This is a genomic window from Pseudomonas sp. CH61, assembly GCF_059429415.1.
The window spans coordinates 4,434,263-4,457,709 of record NZ_CM182098.1; the positions used below are offsets into that span (position 1 = coordinate 4,434,263).

Annotated in this window: 16 protein-coding genes; 9 read left to right on the forward strand and 7 right to left on the reverse strand. The window is 60.3% G+C overall.

Annotated features, from left to right (window positions below):
• The first annotated feature begins 125 nt into the window (after nucleotides 1-125).
• On the forward strand, nucleotides 126-1,043 hold the full coding sequence (metR, locus tag AC5SEM_RS19830; protein ID WP_007916739.1) for a transcriptional regulator MetR: 918 nt from the start codon (nucleotides 126-128) through the stop codon (nucleotides 1,041-1,043).
• Between the two features lie 125 nt (nucleotides 1,044-1,168).
• Here metR and AC5SEM_RS19835 read toward each other — a convergent pair whose 3' ends face one another.
• From AC5SEM_RS19835 to nosR, 4 genes are all read right to left on the reverse strand, one after another.
• Complete coding sequence (locus AC5SEM_RS19835; RefSeq protein WP_495471100.1) at nucleotides 1,169-1,666, reverse strand: GNAT family N-acetyltransferase; 498 nt, start codon at nucleotides 1,664-1,666, stop codon at nucleotides 1,169-1,171.
• Between the two features lie 2 nt (nucleotides 1,667-1,668).
• Nucleotides 1,669-2,307, reverse strand: coding sequence for a LysE family translocator (locus AC5SEM_RS19840; protein ID WP_034153531.1), 639 nt, complete (start codon nucleotides 2,305-2,307; stop codon nucleotides 1,669-1,671).
• Nucleotides 2,308-2,330: 23 nt separating this feature from the next.
• Nucleotides 2,331-2,765, reverse strand: coding sequence for an NUDIX hydrolase (locus AC5SEM_RS19845; RefSeq protein ID WP_495471101.1), 435 nt, complete (start codon nucleotides 2,763-2,765; stop codon nucleotides 2,331-2,333).
• Between the two features lie 67 nt (nucleotides 2,766-2,832).
• Nucleotides 2,833-4,194: a response regulator c-di-GMP phosphodiesterase, NosR family gene (nosR, locus tag AC5SEM_RS19850; RefSeq protein WP_495471102.1), complete on the reverse strand. Its 1,362-nt coding sequence runs from the start codon at nucleotides 4,192-4,194 to the stop codon at nucleotides 2,833-2,835.
• 252 nt (nucleotides 4,195-4,446) lie between these two features.
• Between nosR and AC5SEM_RS19855 the strand changes: the two genes are divergently transcribed.
• Genes AC5SEM_RS19855 through AC5SEM_RS19875 form a run of 5 tightly spaced genes read left to right on the forward strand, consistent with a single transcriptional unit; the run spans nucleotide 4,447 to nucleotide 12,781 of the window.
• The gene (locus AC5SEM_RS19855; RefSeq protein ID WP_495471103.1) at nucleotides 4,447-6,705 is read left to right on the forward strand and encodes a GGDEF/EAL domain-containing response regulator; all 2,259 of its coding nucleotides are present in this window, start codon (nucleotides 4,447-4,449) and stop codon (nucleotides 6,703-6,705) included.
• Entirely contained in the window at nucleotides 6,702-8,585 is a 1,884-nt protein-coding gene (locus AC5SEM_RS19860) for a putative bifunctional diguanylate cyclase/phosphodiesterase (RefSeq protein WP_495471104.1), read from the forward strand. Before AC5SEM_RS19855 ends, AC5SEM_RS19860 begins: the two co-directional genes overlap by 4 nt.
• A 31-nt stretch (nucleotides 8,586-8,616) precedes the next feature.
• Nucleotides 8,617-9,570, forward strand: coding sequence for a cytochrome-c peroxidase (locus AC5SEM_RS19865; protein ID WP_495471105.1), 954 nt, complete (start codon nucleotides 8,617-8,619; stop codon nucleotides 9,568-9,570).
• A complete protein-coding gene (locus AC5SEM_RS19870) occupies nucleotides 9,567-11,381 on the forward strand; it encodes a DAHL domain-containing sensor histidine kinase (protein WP_495471106.1) in 1,815 nt (604 codons plus the stop codon). The genes AC5SEM_RS19865 and AC5SEM_RS19870 overlap by 4 nt, the downstream gene beginning before the upstream one ends.
• Nucleotides 11,378-12,781, forward strand: a complete 1,404-nt coding sequence (locus tag AC5SEM_RS19875) for an ATP-binding protein (protein ID WP_495471107.1) — start codon at nucleotides 11,378-11,380, stop codon at nucleotides 12,779-12,781. Before AC5SEM_RS19870 ends, AC5SEM_RS19875 begins: the two co-directional genes overlap by 4 nt.
• A gap of 7 nt (nucleotides 12,782-12,788) precedes the next feature.
• Here AC5SEM_RS19875 and AC5SEM_RS19880 read toward each other — a convergent pair whose 3' ends face one another.
• Together AC5SEM_RS19880 and AC5SEM_RS19885 are read right to left on the reverse strand one after the other, a co-directional pair.
• Complete coding sequence (locus AC5SEM_RS19880; protein ID WP_495471108.1) at nucleotides 12,789-14,114, reverse strand: APC family permease; 1,326 nt, start codon at nucleotides 14,112-14,114, stop codon at nucleotides 12,789-12,791.
• 288 nt (nucleotides 14,115-14,402) lie between these two features.
• The gene (locus AC5SEM_RS19885) at nucleotides 14,403-15,224 is read right to left on the reverse strand and encodes a carbon-nitrogen hydrolase family protein (RefSeq protein WP_495471109.1); all 822 of its coding nucleotides are present in this window, start codon (nucleotides 15,222-15,224) and stop codon (nucleotides 14,403-14,405) included.
• A 126-nt stretch (nucleotides 15,225-15,350) separates the two neighbouring features.
• Here AC5SEM_RS19885 and AC5SEM_RS19890 point away from each other — a divergent pair, with 126 nt between their 5' ends.
• Both AC5SEM_RS19890 and AC5SEM_RS19895 read left to right on the forward strand, forming a co-directional pair.
• On the forward strand, nucleotides 15,351-16,151 hold the full coding sequence (locus tag AC5SEM_RS19890) for a helix-turn-helix transcriptional regulator (RefSeq protein ID WP_495471110.1): 801 nt from the start codon (nucleotides 15,351-15,353) through the stop codon (nucleotides 16,149-16,151).
• Between the two features lie 170 nt (nucleotides 16,152-16,321).
• Complete coding sequence (locus AC5SEM_RS19895) at nucleotides 16,322-17,941, forward strand: FMN-binding glutamate synthase family protein (RefSeq protein WP_495471111.1); 1,620 nt, start codon at nucleotides 16,322-16,324, stop codon at nucleotides 17,939-17,941.
• A 311-nt stretch (nucleotides 17,942-18,252) separates the two neighbouring features.
• Here AC5SEM_RS19895 and AC5SEM_RS19900 read toward each other — a convergent pair whose 3' ends face one another.
• Nucleotides 18,253-19,674 carry an amino acid permease gene (locus AC5SEM_RS19900; protein WP_495471112.1) on the reverse strand — a complete coding sequence of 474 codons (1,422 nt, stop codon included), beginning with the start codon at nucleotides 19,672-19,674 and terminating at the stop codon, nucleotides 18,253-18,255.
• A gap of 489 nt (nucleotides 19,675-20,163) precedes the next feature.
• On the opposite strand from AC5SEM_RS19900, the gene AC5SEM_RS19905 reads away from it, so the two are divergent.
• Nucleotides 20,164-23,307 (forward strand): transglycosylase domain-containing protein, encoded by a 3,144-nt coding sequence (locus AC5SEM_RS19905; protein WP_495471113.1) that lies wholly within the window; start codon nucleotides 20,164-20,166, stop codon nucleotides 23,305-23,307.
• Nucleotides 23,308-23,447: the final 140 nt, after the last annotated feature.

The window sequence follows — 23,447 nt, forward strand, 5'->3', positions numbered from 1 at the left end:
AAACTGCGCAGCGGGTAGGTGACACTCTGCGGGCAAAAGGATTTCGTAATCGTCGACAGCCCACTAAACATGAGACAAACTCAACACTTTTGCGTTGACCACAAGTTTTCCTCATGGAGCCATCGGTGCTTGAAATCCGCCACCTGAAAACCCTGCATGCCCTGCGCGAAGCCGACAGTCTGGTGGACGCCGCTGACCGTTTGCACCTGACGCAATCGGCGCTGTCCCACCAGTTCAAGGAGCTTGAGGAACGCTTGGGCATGGCCCTTTTTGTGCGCAAGACCAAACCGGTGCGTTTCACCAGCGCCGGTTTGCGCTTGCTGCAACTGGCCGATGCGACCCTGCCGCTGCTGCGCGCTGCTGAACGCGATATCGGTCGTCTGGCCGGTGGCACCGCCGGGCGTTTGCACATGGCCATTGAGTGCCACAGTTGCTTTCAGTGGCTGATGCCGACCATCGACCAGTTCCGCGATGCCTGGCCGGAAGTCGAACTCGACCTCGCCTCGGGGTTCGCCTTCGCACCGCTGCCGGCCTTGGCCCGTGGCGATCTGGATCTGGTGGTGACGTCTGATCCACTGGAAATCGCTGGCATCACCTATGTGCCGCTGTTCACTTATGAAGCCATGCTGGCCGTGGCCAATCAGCATGCACTGGCGAGCAAACCGTACATCGTCCCCGAAGACTTGCTCACGGAAACGCTGATCACCTACCCGGTGGAACGCGACCGACTCGATATCTTCACGCGCTTCCTCGAACCGGCCGATATCGAGCCGGCACAGGTGCGCACTTCAGAGCTGACGGTGATGATGATGCAACTGGTCGCCAGCGGCCGTGGCGTCTGCGGCATGCCGCATTGGGCGCTGCACGAATACAGCTCGCGCGGCTACGTGAAGGGCAAACGGCTGGGGGAAAAAGGCTTGTTCGCGACGTTGTACGCGGCGATTCGCACCGACATGCTCGATGCACCGTACATGCGGGATTTTCTGCTGACGGCCAAGGACACATCGTTCTCGACGCTGGACGGTGTCAGCGCCGTGCGATGACTCAAGTACAGCGCGAACTCTGTGGGAGCGAGCCTGCTCGCGAATGCAATCGGTCAGTTGCCAACGTTGCTGACTGACACATCGCTTTCGCGAGCAGGCTCGCTCCCACAGGGATCAGTGTGAAATCAGATCTCGCGCCACATATGGATCTTGTCGAAGTAGTCTTCACCCACCCGCACCGCCAATGGTTCGAGGCCGAACTGGATGAAGCCGCAGCGCTGGTAGAGGTTGAACGCGGCTTCATTGCCGGCGGTGACGGTGAGCTGGAGCAGTTTCAGCGCCGGATGGTTTTGTGCTTCGGCAATGGCCGCCTGCACCAGTTCATGGCCCAGGCCATGCTGGCGAAAATCCGCCGACACGTACATGCCGAACAGCGTGGCCTTGTGACGAGCCTTTTCGCGCGGTTCAAAGGCCAGCCCGACAATCCCGGCCAACGTGCCGGCTTCAAACGCGCCGAGCACCACGTCGAGCTTGCTGGTCAGGCGCCCCTCCCACCAGCTCAACGGCATTACCGCCCGTTCGCGTACGCTGGAAGTGAACGCCTGCGGATGACGGTCATAGGCTTCGAGCATCAGTTCCCGGTAGGCCAGGGCATGGCTGGCGTCCAGCCGTTCGATCCACATGATCACGCCGTCCTGCGTTGCTCAAACATCAGGCGCACGGCCAGACCAGCCAAAACGAAGCCCATGAAATAACGCTGCAGCGCCAGCCATGTCGGGTTGCGCACAAACCACGAAGCGATGCCCGCCGCGAACAGCGCGATCAGCAAATTCACGCAGAAACTGACGCTGATCTGAGTCAGGCCGAGAATGATGCTTTGGGTGAACACCGAGCCGTGTTCAGGGGTGATGAATTGCGGGAATACCGAAAGGTAGAACACCGCTATTTTCGGGTTCAGTGCGCTGGTCAGAAAGCCCATAGTGATCAGCTTGCGCGACGAGTCCGCCGGCAATTGTTGCGCTTCGAACGGCGAGCGAGCACCGGGTTTCAGCGCTTGCCAAGCCAGCCACAGCAGGTACAACGCACCGGCCCATTTCAACACTTCGTAGGCCATCGGCACCGCCAGAAACACTGCGGTCAAACCCGCCGCTGCCGCAAACAGATGCACAAAGAACCCCGCCACCACGCCCAGCAACGAGGTCACCCCGGCCTTGCGTCCCTGACAGATCGAACGCGAGATCAGGTAGATCATGTTCGGGCCCGGCGTCAGCACCATCAGCAAGGCGGCAGCGGCGAAGATCAGCAAGTCTTGAAGCGGGATCATGGCAAAGTCCTTTGCGTGGATGATCAGGCAATTGCGCTCAGCGAGTTGCGATAAAACGGCAGGATCAGGTCGCGTGTCAATGGCGCCAGAACGACCGCAGGATCAGTGGCCGGATCGACCCAGATCACTTCTTCGATTTCCGCTGCCGGCATGACCTCAGTGTCGATCGTCAGTTGAAAGATTTGCGCCTGCACAACGCATCCCGGCTCGTTGGCGGCGGGGGCGGAAAACTGCCCGAGAAACGTCGCCTGCGCCGAGTCGATCTGCAAGCCCAATTCCTCCTCCAGCTCACGCGCCAGCGCGTGCACCGGCGACTCGTGCGCTTCGATCTTGCCGCCCGGTTGCATGAACGCCGTGGTGCCACGCTTGCGTACCAGCAGGGTTTGCCCTTCGGGGTTGAGCAACAGCGCGGCGGCTATACGAATGAGGTTTGCAGAGTTAACAGATGCACAAGTCATGGGTCAGCCACCGGCCTGGAAAAACCGCAAGGATCCCATGCGCGCCCCGCTGAGGTCACCCCGTAAATCATTCCCCCTGGGCCTTGAGCACGGCTTCAACCTCCTCCGGCACCTTGACGAAAATCGTGTACTTGCCGCCCTCCATGGCTTCGAACGCAATCAGCTTTTCCACCAACAGCGCGCTGAGTACCTTGCCGGCATTGAGCAGCAGCATGCCGTTATCGGCATTGAGGTTGCGTGCCAGAATCATCCCCGCCGCCAGATCCCGAGTGGAGAGTACCTTGACCGACGGATCGGCCAGCGTCACGTCGCTGAGAAACGCCGCGCACACCAGAATGAAATCTTCGACCAGATCGGGGTCGTATAAGCGCCCGGCGTACTGGCGCAGGTACAGCAGCGCTTCATCGCTGTTCATCTGCCGCTCGAGGATCAGACCGCGTTGCAACTCGACGAAATCCACCGCCAGTTTCAGCAAGCGTGAACCGAACGGAATGCCCTCGCCCTTGAGCCGGTCGGGAAAGCCGCTGCCGTCCCAGCGCTCCTGATGATGCAGGATCAGACGCGCCGCATCTTTCATCGGGTCCAGGGTCATGAGCAACGATTCGCTCTGCTTCGGATAACTGCGATAGCGCTCGCGTTCGGTATGACGCAACAGATCCGAGGGCGTGGTCATCATCGCGTCGGTCCAGCTCAGCTTGCCGATGTTGTACAGCGCCGCAGCCATGGTCAGATCACGGCTGGTGGCCTCGTCCAGGCCGTGCTGTTTGCAGTAGCTGCGCACCAGTTCGATGATCTGCCGGTTGGTCTGCTTGGCAGGTGGCAAGCGCAGATTGGCCAGCAGCGAAAACACTTCGGTGCCGGTGACATAGCTGTGCTTGAGCTCTTCGTACGCCAGATCGAGCATGTCGGCGGTTTGCTGCAGTTCGGCGGTGCGCGCCGCGACATGCTTTTCCAGGGTGCTGTTGAGCAGTTTGAGCTGCTCGTTCTGCACCCGGGTCAAGCGCTCCAGACGCTGGCGCTCGTGCTCGGAATGCTGGTGCTCGAGGGACTGGCGCAGAATCAGCAGCAACTCTTCGTCGTTCCACGGTTTGCTGATGTAACGGTGAATCTGCCCGTCATTGATCGCTTTGATGATCGCCGCCGGGTCGGCATATCCCGTGAGCATGATCCGCGCAGTCGCCGGAAAACGCTCACGGACATGCGCCAACAACGACGCACCGTCCATGCCCGGCATGCGCGCATCACTCACCACCAGATTCACCGGCTGCTGCGCGAGGATCTCCAGCGCCTGGACGCCGCTGGTGGCCAACAGAAGATCGTAGGGTTGGCCGCGTAACAGGCGGCGCAGGCTGTTGAGGATCGACTCCTCGTCATCGACCAGCAGCACTGTGGGTCGATGCGCCGACATCGGCGCGGATAGCTCTTCCATGGCATGGCCTCAAGCAAACAGGGAAATAACGACGCACCGACCCAACGCTTCGCCGGTCCGCGCCTGAGTCCAAGGCTAGATGATTTTGGCCGGCATTCACGCCGATCTTTGTCCGGGGCCGAAAGCGCAGTACCGGGGAGCCGACTATGCTGAACACAGCGCAAGACTCCATCGGCTGATACAAACAGGCAAATGGCGAGGGAAAAGGATGCCCCGGATCACCACAGCATGCCTCCCCACGGGTGGCGCGGCATGACAACGCCAACCGTGCACATCAATCGCCGCGTGCTGATCGTTGACGACAGCCCGGCGATCCATGGCGATTTCGCCAAGATTCTCAGCCCGGTCATCCCCGGCGACGATGGTTTGGGCGAAACCGAGAATCTGTTGTTCGGCACCCCGTCTGCAAAACAATCCCAACATTTCGAGCTGGACTCGGCGTTTCAGGGCCGCGAAGCGCTGGACAAACTCGAAGCCGCGCTGGCGCAAAACCGCCCCTACGCCATGGCTTTCATCGACATGCGCATGCCGCCGGGCTGGGATGGTCTGGAAACCATCGAACGGCTGTGGCAGGTCGACCCCAAGCTGCAAGTTGCGCTGTGCACGGCCTATTCCGATTATTCCTGGGAGGATATCGACCAGCGTCTGACATTGAACGACCGGTTGCTGATCCTGAAAAAGCCCTTCGACGCCATCGAGATCCGCCAGATGGCCAGCGCCCTCACGGTCAAATGGCAGATGACCGAAGACGCAGAACTGAAGATGAGCCTGCTGGAGCAAGCGGTGCAGGAACGCACCCGGGAGCTGTCGGACGCCAACGCGATCGTGCAGAACAGCCCGACCATTCTTTACCGTTTGCGCGGCGAACCCTCGTTTGCACTGATGTACATCTCCCACAACATCACCCGTTACGGCCATGTCGCCGCCGACCTGGTGGGGTCGCCCGACTGGGCACAGGCACTGATTCATCCGGACGATCAGGCGAACGTCGATGCCGCCATGGCCCGGGTGCTGGATCGGCATGCGTCGGGCGCATCCATCGAGTTCCGCATGCGCACAGGTCAGGGCACCTGGCGCTGGGTGGAGAACCGCTACATCCCGGTGCGCGATCAGGACGGCCGTCTGCTGGAAGTCGAAGGCATCATTCTCGACATCACCGAACGTCGCCTGGCCGAGGACAAACTGGCCTTGCTGGCGCGCTCCGATGGCCTGACGGGCCTGGCCAATCGCGCCACACTGATCGAACGCCTGCATCAGGCATTCGCCGCCGCGCGACGGGGGGCCATGCCGTTCGCGGTGTTCTACCTGGACCTCGACCATTTCAAGCGGATCAATGACACCCTGGGCCACCCGGTGGGCGATCTGCTGCTGCAGGAAGTCGCCCGGCGCATCAGGTTCGGCGTCCGCGAAAACGACGTGGTGGCGCGCCTGGGCGGCGACGAATTCGCGATCCTGCAACTGGACGTCAGCGACCCGACCCAATCGGCCGCGATGGCCGCCAAGATTCGCGACACGCTGCTGGCGCCCTACAACCTGGCCGGCAATGCGCTGCATATTTCGGTGAGCATTGGAATCAGCAGTTACAGCGACCTCAGCCTCGATGCCGACACGCTGCTCGGACAGGCCGACATGGCGCTGTACCGCGCCAAGGAAATGGGGCGCAACCAGTACCACTTCCACTCCGAGGAAATCTCCCGGGAAGTGGCCGAACGCATGACCCTCGTCAGCGAACTGATGACGGCCCTCGAGGGCAATGAGCTGATGCTGCGGTATGCGCCGGAGGTCGATCTGCACAGCGGCAGGATTCTCGGCATGGAGGCACAAGTCCTCTGGCAGCATCCTCGTCACGGCCTGCTGCCGGCTGCCGACTTCGTGCCGATCGCGGAGAAAACCGGCGCAATCATTCCGCTCGGGCGCTGGGTGCTGGATCACGCTTGCCACCAGATGCATCTGTGGCGTAATGAGGGCGTCGCGCCGCCGGTGATGGCGATCAAACTTTCGCTGGCCCAACTCAAGAGTGGCCCCGAACTGATCTACAACGTACTGCGCACCACCGCCCGCTGGGAACTTGCGCCCTGGGACCTGCGCTTCGATGTTACCGAGGCTACGCTGGCCCAAACCAAGTGGACGCACAACGACGCGTTGCCGCGCCTGCGTGAACTGGGCGTGAGTATCGCCATCGATGATTTCGGCACTGAATATTCCTCGTTCGACTACCTGAAAACCTACCGGGTCAATCACCTCAAACTGGCGCAGAGTTTCGTTGACAGTGCTGCCCACGATATCGCCGGAGCCAATGCCCTGCGCGCGATCGTCAACTTCGCCCGGGACCTGGACATTGGCATCATCGCTGAAGGCCAGCCGTCGTCGGATCAGCCGTGCACACCACCCGCCGCGCCCCCGCTGCCGAGCGCCCGGGGCATGTATTTCAGTGCAGCGGTCAGCGCCGAACAGGCCAGGCATTTGCTCAAGGACAGTGCCCGTCTGACGCCAAAGGAGGACGAGGCATGAAAACGCCTTTTCCCCAGACCAACCGGCGCATCCTGATCATCGACGACACGCCGGCGATCCACGAGGACTTTCGCAAGATCCTCGCCCCGCAGGTGGCGGACGCCGTCGATTTGCAGCAACTGGAACAGACGCTGTTCGGCAGCCAGCAGACGCCGCGCCTGAGCTTCCAGCTCGACTCCGCCTATCAGGGCCAGGAAGCCTTGGCGCTGGTCAACCGCGCACTGGCCAGTGGCAATCCCTACGCCCTCGCCTTTATCGACATGCGCATGCCGCCCGGCTGGGATGGCCTGGAAACCATCGAGCAACTGTGGCGGGTCGACCCGAACCTGCAAATCGCCTTGTGCACGGCCTACAGCGACTACAGCTGGGAGGCGATGGCCGAACGGCTGGAGTTCGGCGATCAGTTGCTGATCCTGAAAAAGCCGTTCGACAGTCTGGAAATCCGTCAGATGGCCAACGCCCTGACCTGGAAATGGCAACTGGCACAGGACGCGGCACTGAAGATGCTCAGCCTTGAGCGAACCATCGAGGCGCGGGTGCACGAACTGCTCAAGGTCTCGCACCTGCTGCAGTACGACAGCCTCACGGAACTGCCCAACAGCACCCTGCTCGGTGATCGACTGAGCCAGGCCATGGCGGTGTGCCGGCGGCATGACAAACAACTGGTGGTGATGTTTCTCGGCCTCGATCGCTTCAAGCGCATCAACAACGCGCTGGGCCATCCGGCGGGTGACGAGATGCTCAAACGGGTCGCCCGGCAACTGTTGTCCTGCGTGCGTGATTCGGACTCGGTGTTTCGCTACGGCTCCGATGAGTTCGTGGTGATCCTCGGCGACATCAACCACCCTCAGCAAACCCACGGCATCGCGGAAAAACTCCTCGCCGCCATTCGCCTGCCGCAGACGATTGTCGGCCACGATGTCAGCGTCACCGCCAGCGTCGGCATCAGCGTCTACCCCGATGACGGCCTCGAAGCCACCGAGCTGATCAAGAAGGCCGAGACCGCGATGCGCAACGTCAAGGAACAGGGCCCCGATAACATCGGCTTCTTCATCGAAGCCATGAACCAGCACGCCCGCGAACAGCACAGCATCGAGTCGGGCATTCGCCGAGCGCTGCAAGAGCATGAATTCGTCCTGCACTATCAGCCGAAAATCGACCTGCGCAGTACCAAAGTGGTGGGTGCCGAAGCACTGGTACGCTGGCAAAAACCGGGGCATGGCTGGGTCTATCCGGCGGACTTCATCCCGGTGGCCGAGGACAGCGGTCTGATCGTGCCGCTGAGCAAATGGGTGCTGGCTGAGGCCTGTCGGCAGACCCGGGCCTGGCAACTGGCCGGACTGCCGCCGATCCGTATGTCGGTCAACACTTCACCCATCGATTTTCGCCAGCGTGACTTCGTCGCCGGCATCGAGCGCGTACTGCAACAGACAGGTCTGGCGCCCGAGTGGCTGGAACTGGAAATCACCGAAGGCGTGCTGATGCAAAACGTCGAGGCGACGATGACTGCGCTCAATCGCCTGAAGACGCTGGGCACGCGTCTGGCCATCGATGACTTTGGCACCGGCTATTCCAGCCTGAGCTACCTGCGGCGGTTTCCCATCGATGTGCTGAAGATCGACCAATCGTTCATTCGCAACCTGTGCAACGACCGCAGCGATGCGGCGCTGGTCAGCGCGATCATCAACCTGGGCAAGAGCCTGGGCCTGAACGTCATCGCCGAGGGCATCGAAACCGCCGAACAACTGGCGTTTCTCAAGGCCCATCACTGCGAAGAAGGCCAGGGTTACTTTTTCAGCAAAGCGCTGCCGGCAGATGCGTTTGCACGCTTGCTGGCCGGCACGGAACCCGCGCCGTGGACGATGGGATCAACACTGTGAAACCGGCCTTGAGTCAGGGAGACAATTGCCAATGAAGCTTTTCCACCACGCCATGGCGTTACTGCTGTGCGGACTCTGTGTCGGCGCCAGTGCCGAGCCACTGGACGAGCCGCTCAAACCGTTGCCCGCAATACCACAGCAAGATGCCCGGCACGTGGAGCTCGGGCGACGGTTGTTCCACGAGCCACGCTTGTCGATCAACAACACACTGTCCTGCGCCAGCTGCCACCAACTCGACAAGAACGGTGCCGACAGCCGCGCCTTGTCACTGGGCTTCGACGGCAAACCGGTGGCCGTCAACACCCCCACCGTGTTCAACGCGGCCCTCAACTTCCGCCAGTTCTGGGATGGCCGCGTCGAAACGCTGGAGGAACAAAGCAACGTAGTCATCACCAGCCCGCATGAAATGGGCAGCGACTGGAACACAGTCATCGAGCGGCTCGGGCAAAACCCCGACTATCGCCGCGACTTCGCCGCCATCTTCCCGGACGGTGTAACAAGGGCCAATGTCCAGCAGGCGCTGGCCAGTTTTGAGCGTACCCTGTTGACGCCCGATTCGCGCTTCGATCAATACCTGCAAGGCAATACCGACATCCTCACCCTGGAAGAAAAGTACGGTTACCAGCGCTTCAAGGAGTACGGCTGCATTGCCTGCCATCAAGGGGTGAACATCGGCGGCAACATGTTCCAGAAGTTCGGTGTGTTCGGCGATTACATTGCCGATCGCGGCAACCCGACCGTGGCCGACCAGGGCCGCTTCAACGTGACCGGCGACGAAGCAGACCGGGCCGTGTTCAAGGTGCCGAGCCTGCGCAACGTCGCGATCACCGCGCCGTACTTTCACGACGGTTCGGCACCCACCCTCGAACGCGCCGTGGATGTGATGTTCCAGTACCAGTTGGGGCGCATGCCAAGCGCTGAGGACAAACGGCTGATCATGCTGTTTCTTACAACCCTGACCGGCCAACGGGAAGACAAGCCATGATCAACATCTCGCGGCGACGCAGCCTGCTGTTGCTGACCCTGGTCGCTTTGGCGCTGGCCTCGATCCTGCTGTTCCTGTACATCAAGTCCAGCTCTGACCAGACCATGACGTACACCGAATCGAGGGATCTGATCCGGCAGATCAAACAGCAGAACTCACTGTGGGAAAACGAGCTCCTCAAGGCGCGGGTGGCGCTCACCCACAACTACGATCCGTTGGTGTCGCCGATGAACGAGATGAACCGGCTCTGGGCGCGCTTCGACGCGATCGAGTCCGGACATGGGCGCAACGACTCGGCGCAATGGAACGAGGCTCACGAGAGTTTCCTGCAGGCGATGCAGGAGAAGACCCGTCTGGTCGAACAGTTCAAATCGCACAACGCGCTGTTGCGTAATTCCCTGGCCTTTTTGCCCACCGCTGAAGACGACATCCAACAGCAACTGGCCAGCCTGTCGGACTTCGATAAATTGCAGCTGCAGAACATCACTACCGACACCTACGACCTGCTGCTCAGTGCCCTCGAATTCGCCCAGGTCACCTCCGACGATCGGGCCGCCGACATCGAGGTCGGCCTGAACAAGCTGAAGGTCAACGCGCAACGCCTGCCGCCGGCGTTTCAGACCCCGATCAAAATCATGAGCAGCCATATCTCGCTGATTGCGCGCGAGCAGCCACTGGTCAACCAGTTGCTCGAAAACATCGAAAACATCCCCGTGGCTGACAGCCTCGACAACATCACCACCATGCTCGATCACGATCAGCAGCGCGCCGATCAGGTCGATCGGCAATACCACTTCTACCTGCTGTTGTTTTCGGTGCTGTTGATGTTGTCGCTGGTGTGGCTGGCCATCCGCCTGATCGGCAGCTTCGCCGAGATCAACCGGGTCAATAACGCCCTGCAAACGGCCAACGATGCGCTGGAACAACGAGTCGAAGAACGCACCCGGGAACTGCGGGACGCCCAGAGCGAACTGCTCGACGCGGCACGTCAGGCCGGGATGGCGGAAATCGCCACCAATGTGCTGCACAACGTCGGCAACGTGCTCAATAGCGTGAACATCTCCAGCGACCTGATTACGCGCAAGCTGCGCAGCAGCAAGAGTCAAGGCCTGGGCAAGGCCATGCAATTGATCAACGAACACCCGGATGACCTCGGCGGGTTCCTCAGCGAAGACGCCAAAGGCAAATTGCTCCCCGGCTACCTCAACCAACTGGTGGTCGCGATTGCCCAGGAACAACAGGAAATGCTCGACGAATTGAATCAGATGAACAAAAGCGTCGACCACATCAAGGACATCGTCGCCACCCAGCAATCCTATGCCGGCGCCAACAGCATGACCGAACCGCTGTTCATCAACGAACTGCTTGAAGACGCGTTGCGCATGAACGCCGGCGCACTGACCCGGCACCACGTCACGGTGGTCAGGGAATACGCCGACGTGCCGCAGGTGATGGGCGACAAACACCGCTTGTTGCTGATCCTGATCAACCTGATCAGCAACGCCAAATACGCCATGTCCGACCTCAGCAACCGCCCCCGGACCATGACCCTGGCGGTCAGGATTGTCGATGACAGCTTCCTCGAAATCAGCGTCAAGGACGATGGCGAAGGCATCGCTGCGGAAAACATGACGCGGATCTTTGCCCACGGTTTCACCACCCGCAAGGAAGGCCACGGCTTCGGTCTGCACAGCTGCGCCCTGGCCGCCATCGAGATGAACGGCCACCTCACTGCGCACAGTGACGGCCCGGGCCAGGGTGCGTTGTTCACTTTGCAGATCCCCCTGATCAGCGTCACGGAGAACGCATGAGCGAGCTGTCGAACCGCCGCATTCTGCTGATCGACGACATGCCGTCGATCCATGAAGACTTTCGCAAGATTCTCGCGCCGCCGGCGGCGCAGTCGGTGGAACTGGACGAGATGGAAGCGGCACTGTTTGGCGCTCAGGTGCGCGCCGAACGTCCGCCGTTCGAGCTGGACTCGGCCTACGGCGGCGAGGAAGGTCTGGGCAAACTGATACAGGCCCAAACAGAACAACGCCCCTACGCGCTGGCCTTTGTCGACATGCGCATGCCCGACGGTTGGGACGGCGCGAAAACCATTGAACATCTCTGGCAACAGGACCCGCAGTTGCAAGTGGTGGTCTGCACCGCCTACTCGGATTATTCCTGGGATGAACTGCTGGAGCGCCTGCAGGCGCATGATCGGTTGCTGATTCTGAAAAAGCCGTTCGACAACATCGAAGTGCAGCAGATGGCCAACACCCTGCTGACCAAGTGGCAGATGACCGAACGCGCGTCATTGCAGATGCATCACCTGGAACATCTGGTCGATCAACGCACAGCCCAGTTCAAGCAGGCCAGCGAAGAACTGCAGCGGGAAATCGATGAGCGCAAGCAACTGGAAAGTCAGTTGGTGCAGTCGGAAAAACTTGCGTCACTGGGGCAAATGGCGGCGGGTGTGGCCCATGAAATCAATAACCCGATCGGCTTCATCTCCTCCAACCTCGGCACCCTGGACGGCTACTTCAAACAATTGCTGAGCGTACTTGATACCTGGCAGACGCTTGGCCCCACGCCAGACAGTGAGTCCGTGGCACGGCTTGAGCAATTGCGCAAAGACGCCGACCTGGATTTTCTCCTCGAAGACATCCCGGTGCTGATCCGCGAATCCAAGGAAGGCATTGGCCGCGTCGGGCAGATCGTCAAGGACCTCAAGGACTTCTCGCGGGTCGATAGCCATCAGCAATGGCAGTGGGCCAATCTGCAACAAGGCATCGAGTCGACCCTGAATATCGTTGCCAGCGAACTCAAGTACAAGGCCGACTTGATCAAGGAGTACCAGCCCCTGCCGGACATCGAGTGCCTGCCATCACAAATCAATCAGGTGATCATGAACCTGGTGGTCAATGCGGCACAGGCCATGGGCCCCGAACGCGGCACCATCACCTTGCGCACCGGGCAACAACAAGACACGGCCTGGGTGGAGGTCGCGGACACCGGCGCGGGGATTGCGCCGGACATCCTGCAGAAAATCTTCGATCCGTTTTTCACCACCAAACCGGTCGGCCAAGGCACCGGGCTTGGCTTGTCCTTGTCGTACGGCATTGTGAAAAAGCACGGTGGCGATATTTCGGTACGCAGCGAACCGGGGGTGGGCACGACCTTTCGCGTCGAGTTGCCGATGCGCCAGAGCCGGCCCGCTGCGTAAAGGTGCCTCAGGTCGTTTCCTGAAAGTCCATTTCCGGCGGCTGCCGACGGAAGCCACCGGTGAGCACCGCCAGATACACCACGCCGATCGCCAGCCAGCTCAGGCCCAGATACACCGCCAGGTGATCGAGGCTGACCATCAGCCACAGATCCGCGACCAGACCAATGAACGGGAAGAGCAAAAACAGCACCAACTCACGCGGGCCTTTTTTCTCGCCGCCGATCCAGTAATGAAAGATCACCGACAGGTTGACCAGGCTGAACGCGAGGAACGCGCCGAAGTTGATGAACGAGGTCGAGGTGGTCACGTCGAGTTTCAGCGCCAGCAACGCCACCACGGCGCAGAGCAGGATGCTGTTGACCGGTGTGCCGAAGCGCGCATGCAGCGTGCCGAAGAACGACTTCGGCAACACACCGTCACGGCCCATGGCAAACAACAGGCGCGAACCACTGGCCTGCGCCGACAGCCCTGAAGCGAACTGGCCGACAATCAGACCGATCAGGAAGATCGACACAAACAGATCACCGCCGATGTTGCGGGCGATTTCATAGGCGGCCGAATCGACATTGTCGAACTGGAACGACGGGTGCGCGATCTGCACGAAGTACGACACGCCGACGAAGATCAGCCCACCGATCAAGGTGATCAACATGATCGCCCGCGGGATGGTGCGGCGTGGGTCGCGGGTTTCTTCGGTCAAGGTGCTGACCGCATCGAAACCGAGGAACGAGTAGCTGGCGATGGCCGCGCCGCTCATGATCAGCGGCATCTGCATGTCGCCGTTGAAGAACGGTTTGATAGACCACAACGGCGTGCTCGCATCGCCGCCGATGTAGTGCACGCACAGCGCAACGAAAGCGATCAACACGAGGAATTGCACCAGCATCAGCAAGGCGTTGATGCCGTTGGCCAGTTTCAGGCCAATGATGTTGATTGCGCTGGTGATGCCGATAAACGCCAGCACCCAGATCCATTGCGGGATCGACGGGAATGCCGACGCCAGATACGCCGCACCGATCAGCCAGATCGCCATTGGCAAAAACAGGTAATCGAGCAGCACCGCCCAACCGGCGATGAAACCGAGCTTGGGGCTGATCGCCTTGCGCACGTAGCTGTAGGCGGAACCTGCAACCGGGAAAGCAGCGGCCATACGGCCGTAGCTCATCGCCGTAAAGAACATCGCGATCAGTGCCGCCAGATAGGCGGCGGGGACCATACCGGCGGTGGACTGGGCGAGAATGCCGAAGGTGCCGAGGACAATGATCGGCGTCATGTAGGCGATGCCGAACAGCACCACCGACCCTAATGAAAGGGTGCGTTGCAAACGAGCCATGGGCGACTTACTCCGAGTTTTATTGGATTTATGGCAGAGCCGAGTTCGGCGAATGTTTCGGTTCTTTTTGTTGGCTGATCGTTCCCACGCTCTGCGTGGGAATGCCTCAATGGACGCTCTGCGTCCGCTCTTGGGACGCGGAGCGTCCCGGGCTGCATTCCCACGCAGAGCGAGGGAACGATCGGGTAAAACCTGAGTTCGACTCGGTATTTCAGGTCGGCGTATCTCGAACAATCAGCTCGGTCAGTCCCCTCTCCCTCCGGGAGAGGGCTAGGGTGAGGGCAGCGGTCAACGGCGTGGAATCAACAACTCACGAACACCATCGCCGCGCTCCACCACCTCCCCCGGCAACTTCAAACGCTGATCATCCAGATAGCGATAATCCCTGCGCGCAATCTCTAACCGGTCGAAATCCAGCTCAACGCTGAACGTCCCTTCTTCCCGCCCGGCCTCGAACAGCAACGTCCCCAGCGGATCGACCAGCGCACTGCCACCGGCAAACACCAAACCGTCGTCCCCCGCCTCCACACGATTGACCATCAGCGCAAACGCCTGATTCTCCTGAGCACGGGCCATGATCGCGGTGCGGTGAGTCGATGCGTACGGGTCCATGTTGCCGTTGGTCACGATGAGCAACTCGGCACCCAGTTGCGCGAGGGCACGGGCCGACTCCGGAAACTCGATGTCGTAGCAAATCAGCAAGCCAACGCGCACACCGTTCCACTCACAGGTGGCATAGCGGTCGCCGGCCTCGAACACGCCACGATCCGACGCCCACAAATGCGTCTTGCGGTATTTCAGCGCAATACCTTCAGGGGTGATCAGCAGCGTGGTGTTGTAGAAGCGCCCGTGGTCGTTCTCGGCCATGCCGATCACCACCGCAATGTTGCGTTCGCGCGCTGCGGCCAGCACGGCGCTGACGGTCGGGCCGTCGAGGGGTTCGGCGGTTTGCGCGACGGTCTCGGCCGTCGGGAAGCCCATCAAATGGGTTTCCGGGAACACGATCAATTGCGTGTCGGCCGCGCACGCGGCAATCGCTGCGAGTGCGCGTTCGAGGTTATATGCCGTGGCATTGTCACGGCCCGCCAGTTGGGCGAGTTCGACTTTCATGGGGATTCCCTTGTTATGAGCGGCGGGCGCGGAAAGATTGCCCGGTGGCTGTCTGTGGGCCAGTATGCGCAGCAAGCGAGCGGCCAGGGAATTACGCGGCCGGGGTAACCCGATAGGGGTAGATCGATGACACTTTCGTTTGACGACATCACCTGGCACCGCGCCGTCGGGCAACTGATCGACGCGCTCGACAAGCCGAATTTTTGGGCGCAAATGGTGCGTTTGCTCGACCAATACGTGCCGTTCGATAGCTGGGTGGTGCTGCTGTTCAGCGCCGATCAACACCCGCAAGTCTTCGCCGAATGCCCGGGCGCAGACGGCAACCCTGACCCGTTGTTTCAGGATTATCTGCGCGGCCTGTACCTGCTCGACCCGTTCTACATCGCCTGTCGCGAGCAAACGCGCACCGGTCTGTATCGCTTGTCCGAGGTGGCGCCGGAACATTTCGAACTGACCGAGTATTACCAGCGATACTTTCGTCTGAATGTCGTGGCCGACGAAATCCAGTTCAATTGTCAGCTCGAAGGCGATCGCACGCTGTGTCTGTCGCTGGGCAGTGAAAAACGTTTCACTGGCGAACATATCGCCTTGCTGTCATTGATCCAGCCTTGGGTGCTGGGCCTGCTGCGCCAACGACTACCCTATGAGATCAACGAAACCGTGGCCCTCGCCGCCGCCCCTGTCCGGGCAGACTGGCGGGTGCAACTGGAAGCGTCGGTGCAACAACTCAAAGGTGCGCAACTGACCGCCCGCGAGCTGGATGTAGGGCGCTTGATGCTCAGCGGTTGCTCCAGTAAAGAGATCGCCCGTAAGCTGGAAATCTCCGTAGAAACCGTGAAAGTCCATAAGAAACACATGTACAGCAAGCTGGGAATCAAATCCCAGTCCGAGCTGTTTTCGATATTTCTTCAGGCGCAAAACGCCTGATCGTTTGGTGAAGTTGCCTCATGTAGGAGTGAGCCTGCTCGCGATGGCGTCGGGTCAGTCAAATCATTTGTAGCTGATATACCGTTATCGCGAGCAGGCTCGCTCCCACAGGGATTTTGTACATCCCTGAGCCTTCGCCGAAATCTCTGAGTCCGAACCAAGGAAACCGTATGAGCCTGTCACTCCTGAGCCGCTACGCCTTCTTTGCCGTCTGCGTGATATTTACCCTCGCCAGCCTGCCTTTCCTCGAACATGACTGGCTGTGGCCGATCACTGCGGTCACCGGCGTACTGAGCCTGATCGGTCTGTTCGACCTGCTGCAAAGCCCGCACGCCGTACGCCGTAATTACCCGATCCTCGGCAACATCCGCTATCTGGTCGAAGGCATCCGCCCGGAGATCCGTCAGTACCTGCTGGAGTCCGACAGCGACGCCCTGCCCTTCTCCCGTGCGCAGCGTTCGCTGGTCTATTCGCGAGCGAAAAACGAAACCGCTGACAAGCCGTTCGGCACGCTGATCGATGTCTATCAATCCGGATTCGAATTCATCGGCCACTCGATGCGCCCGGCGCCACTGAGCGACCCGAGCAGTTTCCGCGTCACCGTCGGCGGCCCGCAGTGCAGCCAGCCGTACTCGGCTTCGGTGTTCAACATTTCGGCGATGAGCTTCGGCTCGCTCAGTGCCAACGCCATTCGCGCACTCAACCAAGGCGCGAAACTCGGCAACTTCGCCCACGACACCGGTGAAGGCAGTATCAGTCCGTATCACCGCGAACACGGCGGCGACCTGACCTGGGAACTGGGCAGCGGCTACTTCGGTTGCCGCACCAGCGACGGCCGTTTCGACCCGGAACGCTTCGCCACCCAAGCGCAGAATCCGCAAGTGCGGATGATCGAAATCAAGATGAGCCAGGGCGCCAAACCCGGCCACGGCGGCATCCTGCCCAAGCACAAAGTCACCCAGGAAATCGCCGAAACCCGTGGGATCCTGATGGGCGAAGACTGCGTGTCGCCGTCACGCCACAGCGCGTTTTCCACGCCGATCGAAATGATGCAGTTCATCCAGCAACTGCGTGAACTGTCCGGCGGCAAACCGGTGGGTTTCAAGTTCTGCCTCGGCCATCCGTGGGAGTTCATGGGCATCGCCAAAGCCATGCTGGAAACCGGCATCCTTCCCGACTTCATCGTCGTCGATGGCAAGGAAGGTGGCACCGGCGCCGCACCGGTCGAGTTCACCGACCACATCGGCGTACCGATGCGCGAAGGCCTGCTGTTTGTCCACAACACGCTGGTCGGCCTGAACCTGCGTGACAAGATCAAACTCGGCGCCAGCGGCAAGATCGTCAGCGCCTTCGACATCGCCAGCGTGCTGGCCATCGGCGCCGACTGGGCCAACTCCGCACGCGGCTTCATGTTCGCCATCGGCTGCATCCAGTCGCAAAGCTGCCACACCAACAAATGCCCGACCGGTGTGGCCACTCAGGATGCCTTGCGCCAACGTGCGCTGGTGGTGCCGGACAAGGCGCAGCGCGTGTTCAACTTTCATCGCAATACGTTGAAGGCGCTGGCGGAAATGCTCGCCGCAGCCGGGCTGGAACAGCCATCACAACTGTCGGCCAAGCATCTGGTGCGGCGCATGTCGGCGACCGAGATCAAACTGTTCTCGCAGTTGCACGTGTTCCTGAAACCGGGGGAATTGCTCACCGGCGAAGTGAATGGCGAGTTCTATTCGCGGATGTGGCAGATGGCGCGGGCGGACAGTTTCGAGCCGCTGGAAGTGGCCGCGGCCTGAGCCTGAATGAAGCGTCAGTCTGTACAACCGATTGACGCTTCAGCTTTTGCGTTCAGGCAGCAGAAAAAACAGCACAATTTGACGTCGACTGAGTTCTCGTTCGAGACATTCGCCCGTCCTCATTGCTGCACCTCTGTTGACTGCCGCGCGGGATTGGAAAGCACTAAAGCTTTGAGCCTTCTCGCAGGCGTTGTATCGCTCTTTCAGATCGGCGGTGATGTCCCGTTCAGCCTTGCCAGGCGATCAGTGGCACGGGTAACAAAAAAGCCCCGATCTCTCGACCGGGGCTTCGTTGTTTACGCAGCTACAACTTACGACGCCGAACGCACCGCGCCTTGCGCTACGTTGGTCGGTTGCAACTTGAACACATAGAACAACACGGTCAGCAGCACCAGGAACGCCGGGCCCACATACAGCGCCACGCGCGTGTCCGGGAAGTACGCCATCAGGCCGACCACCAGCACCAGAAACGCCAAGGCAAAGTACGAACTGACCGGGTACAGCCACATCTTGTACTTGAGGCCGGCACGTTCGCTGGCGCTCAGGCCTTTGCGGAATTTCAGCTGGGCCAGCAGGATCATCACCCAGGTCCAGATCGCGCCGAAGGTGGCAATCGAGGTCACCCAGACGAAGACTTTCTCCGGCACCAGATAGTTGAGCATTACGCCCAACAGCAACACCCCGATCGACAGCAACAGCGCACGACGCGGTACACCGTTATTCGACGTCTTGGCGAAACCGGCCGGCGCCTGGCCATTCTGCGCCAGGCTGTAGAGCATGCGCCCGGTGCTGAAGATGCCGCCGTTGCACGACGACAAGGCTGCGGTAATTACCACGAAGTTGATGATGCCGGCGGCGGTCTTGATGCCCAGACGCTCGAAGGTCATCACGAACGGGCTGCCCTGAGTGCCGATTTCATTCCAAGGGTAGATCGACAGAATCACGAACAGTGCGCCGACGTAGAACAGCAGAATCCGCCAGAACACCGAGCCGATCGCATCGGGAATGGTCTTCTGCGGGTTCTTCGCCTCACCGGCGGTCAGGCCGATCATCTCGACGCCGAGGTAGGCGAACATGACCATTTGCAGCGACATCAGCACGCCGGTCACGCCATTGGGCATGAAGCCGCCGTGGGCCCACAGGTTGGAAATCCCCAGTGCCACACCGTCATTACCGAAGCCGAAGGCGATGATGCCGACGCCACCGATGACCATGGCGATGATGGTGACGATCTTGATCAGCGCGAACCAGAACTCGAATTCGCCGAAGGCCTTCACCGCGATCAGGTTGATCGAGCCCATGCTGATCAGCGCCGCGAGGGCCCAGATCCAGCGCGGCACATCGGGAAACCAGATGCCCATGTACACCGCCACCGCGGTGATTTCCGCGACGCAGGTCACCAGCCACAGAAACCAGTAATTCCAGCCAGTGAGGAAGCCTGCCAATGGACCGAGATAGTCTTGCGCGTAGCGGCTGAACGAGCCAGCGACCGGATTGTGCACGGCCATCTCGCCGAGGGCGCGCATGATCACCAGAATCGCCAGACCACCCAGAATGTACGAAAGCATGATCGCCGGGCCGGCCATTTCGATGGCCTTGGCCGAACCTAGAAACAGACCAACGCCGATACAGGCGCCGAGCGCCATCAGGCGAATATGCCGTTCGCCGAGTTCGCGTTTGAGCGGACCGCCCTGAGCGGTGTCGCCGTGAGGCAGTTGATTGCCGACTGGCATAGGGGTGCAACCTCGTCTTGTTATTGGATATGACCACCGAGTATCGAAGCGTCGGCCGATAAGCCTTGGCTGCTGTGAAACCGCGTGTACCTCGTGGGCAAACGCGTCCTGCAGGTCAACCTGCAAGATCAGCGGGGCGTGCAGTATAAAAAGCCTTGGGCAGGACTTTTCACTCTATAAACCACAACATTCAGCGACAACTCTCGGCAATAGCCCGGTTTGCGGAGAGGCATTACCTGCTTTACGTAGGAATATTCGCCACTGAAAAAGTCGCCGAGTATTGCACAGCATTGGTGCATCGTCATGTGTCCGCTCGGCCAGCATTGCCCTATAGAGCGCTCTGACTTGCAGGTCTTCGCCTCGGCACCAGCCGTTCAGATTTATTCAGCAACTACCCCTCGCCCATCCCGCACATTTTCTTCCCCGCCGCCAACCACCGTCTAAGCTTCAGACAAGTCCGATCAATCTGCGTGAATGGATCAATCGACTATGGGCGCTTTGTGGCAAACCGATTCGAGTAAAGCCGTGGTTCCGACTGAACGAGTGGATGAAGCGCCTGTCCCTGAAAAAACCCGCCGTAATCGGCACGGGTGGAAGGCTTTCTGGTTGTTGCTGGTGATTATCGCGATCGTGGTAGGGCTGGCCGCATCCAAGGAAATGCGCACTTCGCGCTTTCAGTCGCGCGAGCTCAGCCAATACGCCGCTTCGCTGACTTACCATCTCGAACCCGGCCCCAGCGAAGCGATTCGCTATCCGGGCAACGGGCCGTTCGATCTGCGCCTGGGTTACAGCTCCCTCGATGAGTTCCTGCCGCGCCTGCTCAAACGCAACTATGTCATCACCGAGCAGACGCGGTTTTCCCCGGCGCTGCTCAGCTACACCGACAAAGGCCTGTTCGTGCCGTATTCGGAAAAGATCCAGGCCGGGCTGTCGATCACCGATTGCCGGGCTGCGCCGCTGTACAAGTACAACTATCCGCAACAGCTGTACGCAAGCTTCGCGGCGATCCCGCCCGTGGTAGTCAGCAGCCTGTTGTTCATCGAGAACCGTTTTCTGCTCGACCCGAAACAACCGCTGGCCAATCCGGCAGTGGATTGGCCGCGCTTCGGCATGGCGGCGTGGTCGCAAGTCGCCAAATTGCTGCGTCTGCCGGGACAATCGGCGGGCGGCAGTACGTTGGCGACGCAATTGGAAAAGTACCGGCATTCACCGGAAGGCCTGACGGTGTCCGGTGCCGAGAAGCTGCGGCAGATGATGTCCGCCAGCGTGCGCGCCTATCAGCCCGGGCCGCAAACCCTGGGGGCACGGCAGAACATCGTGCGCGATTATCTCAACAGCGTGCCGCTGTCGGCGGTGCCGGGGCATGGTGAAGTGCATGGCATGGCGGAAGGTCTGCGCGTCTGGTACGGCAGTGACTTCAACCAGGCCAACGCACAGTTGAACAGCCCGGCCACCGATCCGAAAACCATGGCTGCCAAAGGCCTGGCCCTGCGCGAGATGCTCTCGCTGATGATCGCCCAGCGTCGCCCTTCGTATTATCTGACCAAGGGCCGCGAGGAACTCGCTGATCTCACCGACAGCCATTTGCGTCTGCTCAAACAGAACGCGGTGATCGATGGCGCATTGGCCGATGCCGCTCTCGCGAGCAAGGTCAGCTACCGCGACTGGCAGACCCAGCCGACCATGCAGCCCATCGAAACCAACAAAGGCATCAGCGCCGCCCGCAGTCGTCTGGCGAGCATGCTCAACCGGCCGCTGTACGACCTCGATCGTCTCGACCTCTCGGCCACCAGCACCCTGCAGGGCGAGCTGCAAACCCAAGCCACCGCGTACCTGAAGAAACTCGCCGACCCGGCCTATGCCGCCGAAATCGGCCTGCTCGGCGAACGCTTGCTGACGCCGACCAGCACCACGCAAGTGCGCTACAGCTTCACCCTCTTTGAACTGACCCCGGACGGTTCCCGCGTGCGGGTGCAGACCGACAGCACCGACCAGCCGTTCGACATCAACGAAGGCAGCAAGCTCGAACTCGGCTCAACGGCGAAAATGCGTGTGCTGACCACGTACCTGCAAATCATCGCCGAACTGCACGACAAGTACGGCGCCATGAGCGTGCCGGAACTGAAAAAGGTCGAAGTCCCCGATCAGGATCGCCTGAGTCAGTGGGTCATCGATTACCTGATGCAGAACAAGGATCACGACCTGTCGAAGCTGCTCGGCGCAGCCCTCGACCGCAAATATTCGGCCAGCCCCGGCGAGGCATTTTTCACCGGCGGCGGCTTGCACACGTTCCACAACTTTCGCAAGGAAGACAACGGCCGCCTACCGACCCTGCGCGATGCCCTGCGCGAGTCGATCAACCTGCCGTTCATTCGCCTGATGCGCGATCTGGTGCGTTACACCACCTATTCCGGCCCCAACAACAGTGCCGAATTGCTCAAGGATGATCGCGACCCCCGTCGCCAGGAATACCTGGCCAGTTTCGCCGACCGCGAAGGCACCTCGTTCCAGCTCAAGTTCTGGAAAAAGTACAAAAACAAGGACACCCAAGCGCGTCTCGACACGTTCCTCGACAGCATGCGTCCGACGCCGATCCGCATGGCTGCCGTGCATCGCTACCTGCTGCCGGATGCCAGTCAGGCAGACTTCAACACGTTCGTCCGTTCCCACCTGAAAGGCGCCAAGCTCAACGAAAAACTCACCGATGATCGCCTGATCCGCCTCTACGATTCCTACGGTCCCGGCAGTTACGATTTGCCCGATCAGGGCTTTATCGCCAAGGTGCACCCGCTGGACCTGTGGATGATCGGCTACCTGCTCCACCACCCTGACGCGACCTTCAGCGAGATCGTCAAGGCCAGCCATTTCGAACGTCAGGAAGTCTATAGCTGGCTGTTCAAAAGCAAACACAAGGGCGCCCGCGACAGCCGTATTCGCACCATGCTCGAGATCGAGGCGTTCCTCGATATTCACCAGCGCTGGCAGAAAGTCGGTTATCCGTTCGATCACCTGGTGCCGTCACTGGCCACCGCGATTGGCAGCTCCGGTGACCGTCCTGCTGCACTGGCCGAACTGATCGGCACCATCCTCAATGACGGCGTGCGCATGCCGACGCTGCGCATCGACAGTCTGCATTTCGCCGCCGACACGCCGTACGAAACGCAACTGGTCAACGACCCGCATGTCGGCAAACGGGTGATGCCATCCGAGGTCGCCACGGCCATGCGCGAGGCGTTGTCGCAAGTGGTCGATGCCGGTACGGCAAAACGTGTTTCCGGCAGTTTCAAACTGGCTGATGGCAGCCCACTGGCCATGGGTGGCAAAACCGGTACTGGCGACAACCGCATCGAGGCCATCGGTTCGGGTGGACGCATCCTCAGTTCGAAGTCGATCAACCGTACCGCAACCTTCGTGTTCTACATCGGCGATCACCATTTCGGCACCCTCACTGCGTTCGTGCCGGGGCGCTCGGCGGAGAACTTCAAATTCACCTCGGCCCTGCCCGTGCAGGTGCTCAAAGGCATGGCACCGATTCTGACGCCGTATCTGCAACCGGGCAGCGACTCGCAATGCAAGCCAACGCAGACGGCGAGCATCGCAATGGTCGAGGCGCCACGCCCTACAGCGAGGTAACAATTCGTGTCAGGTATTTCTGCATCAGGGTGACGTTTTTTCGCTGTCGCGGGTGGTACTTATGTATTTTTCAGATTCGAATTTTCGTCGGGTTCGCCAGTCGCAGCGCTGTTTGCCTCCCGATCTTTGAACTTTTGTTT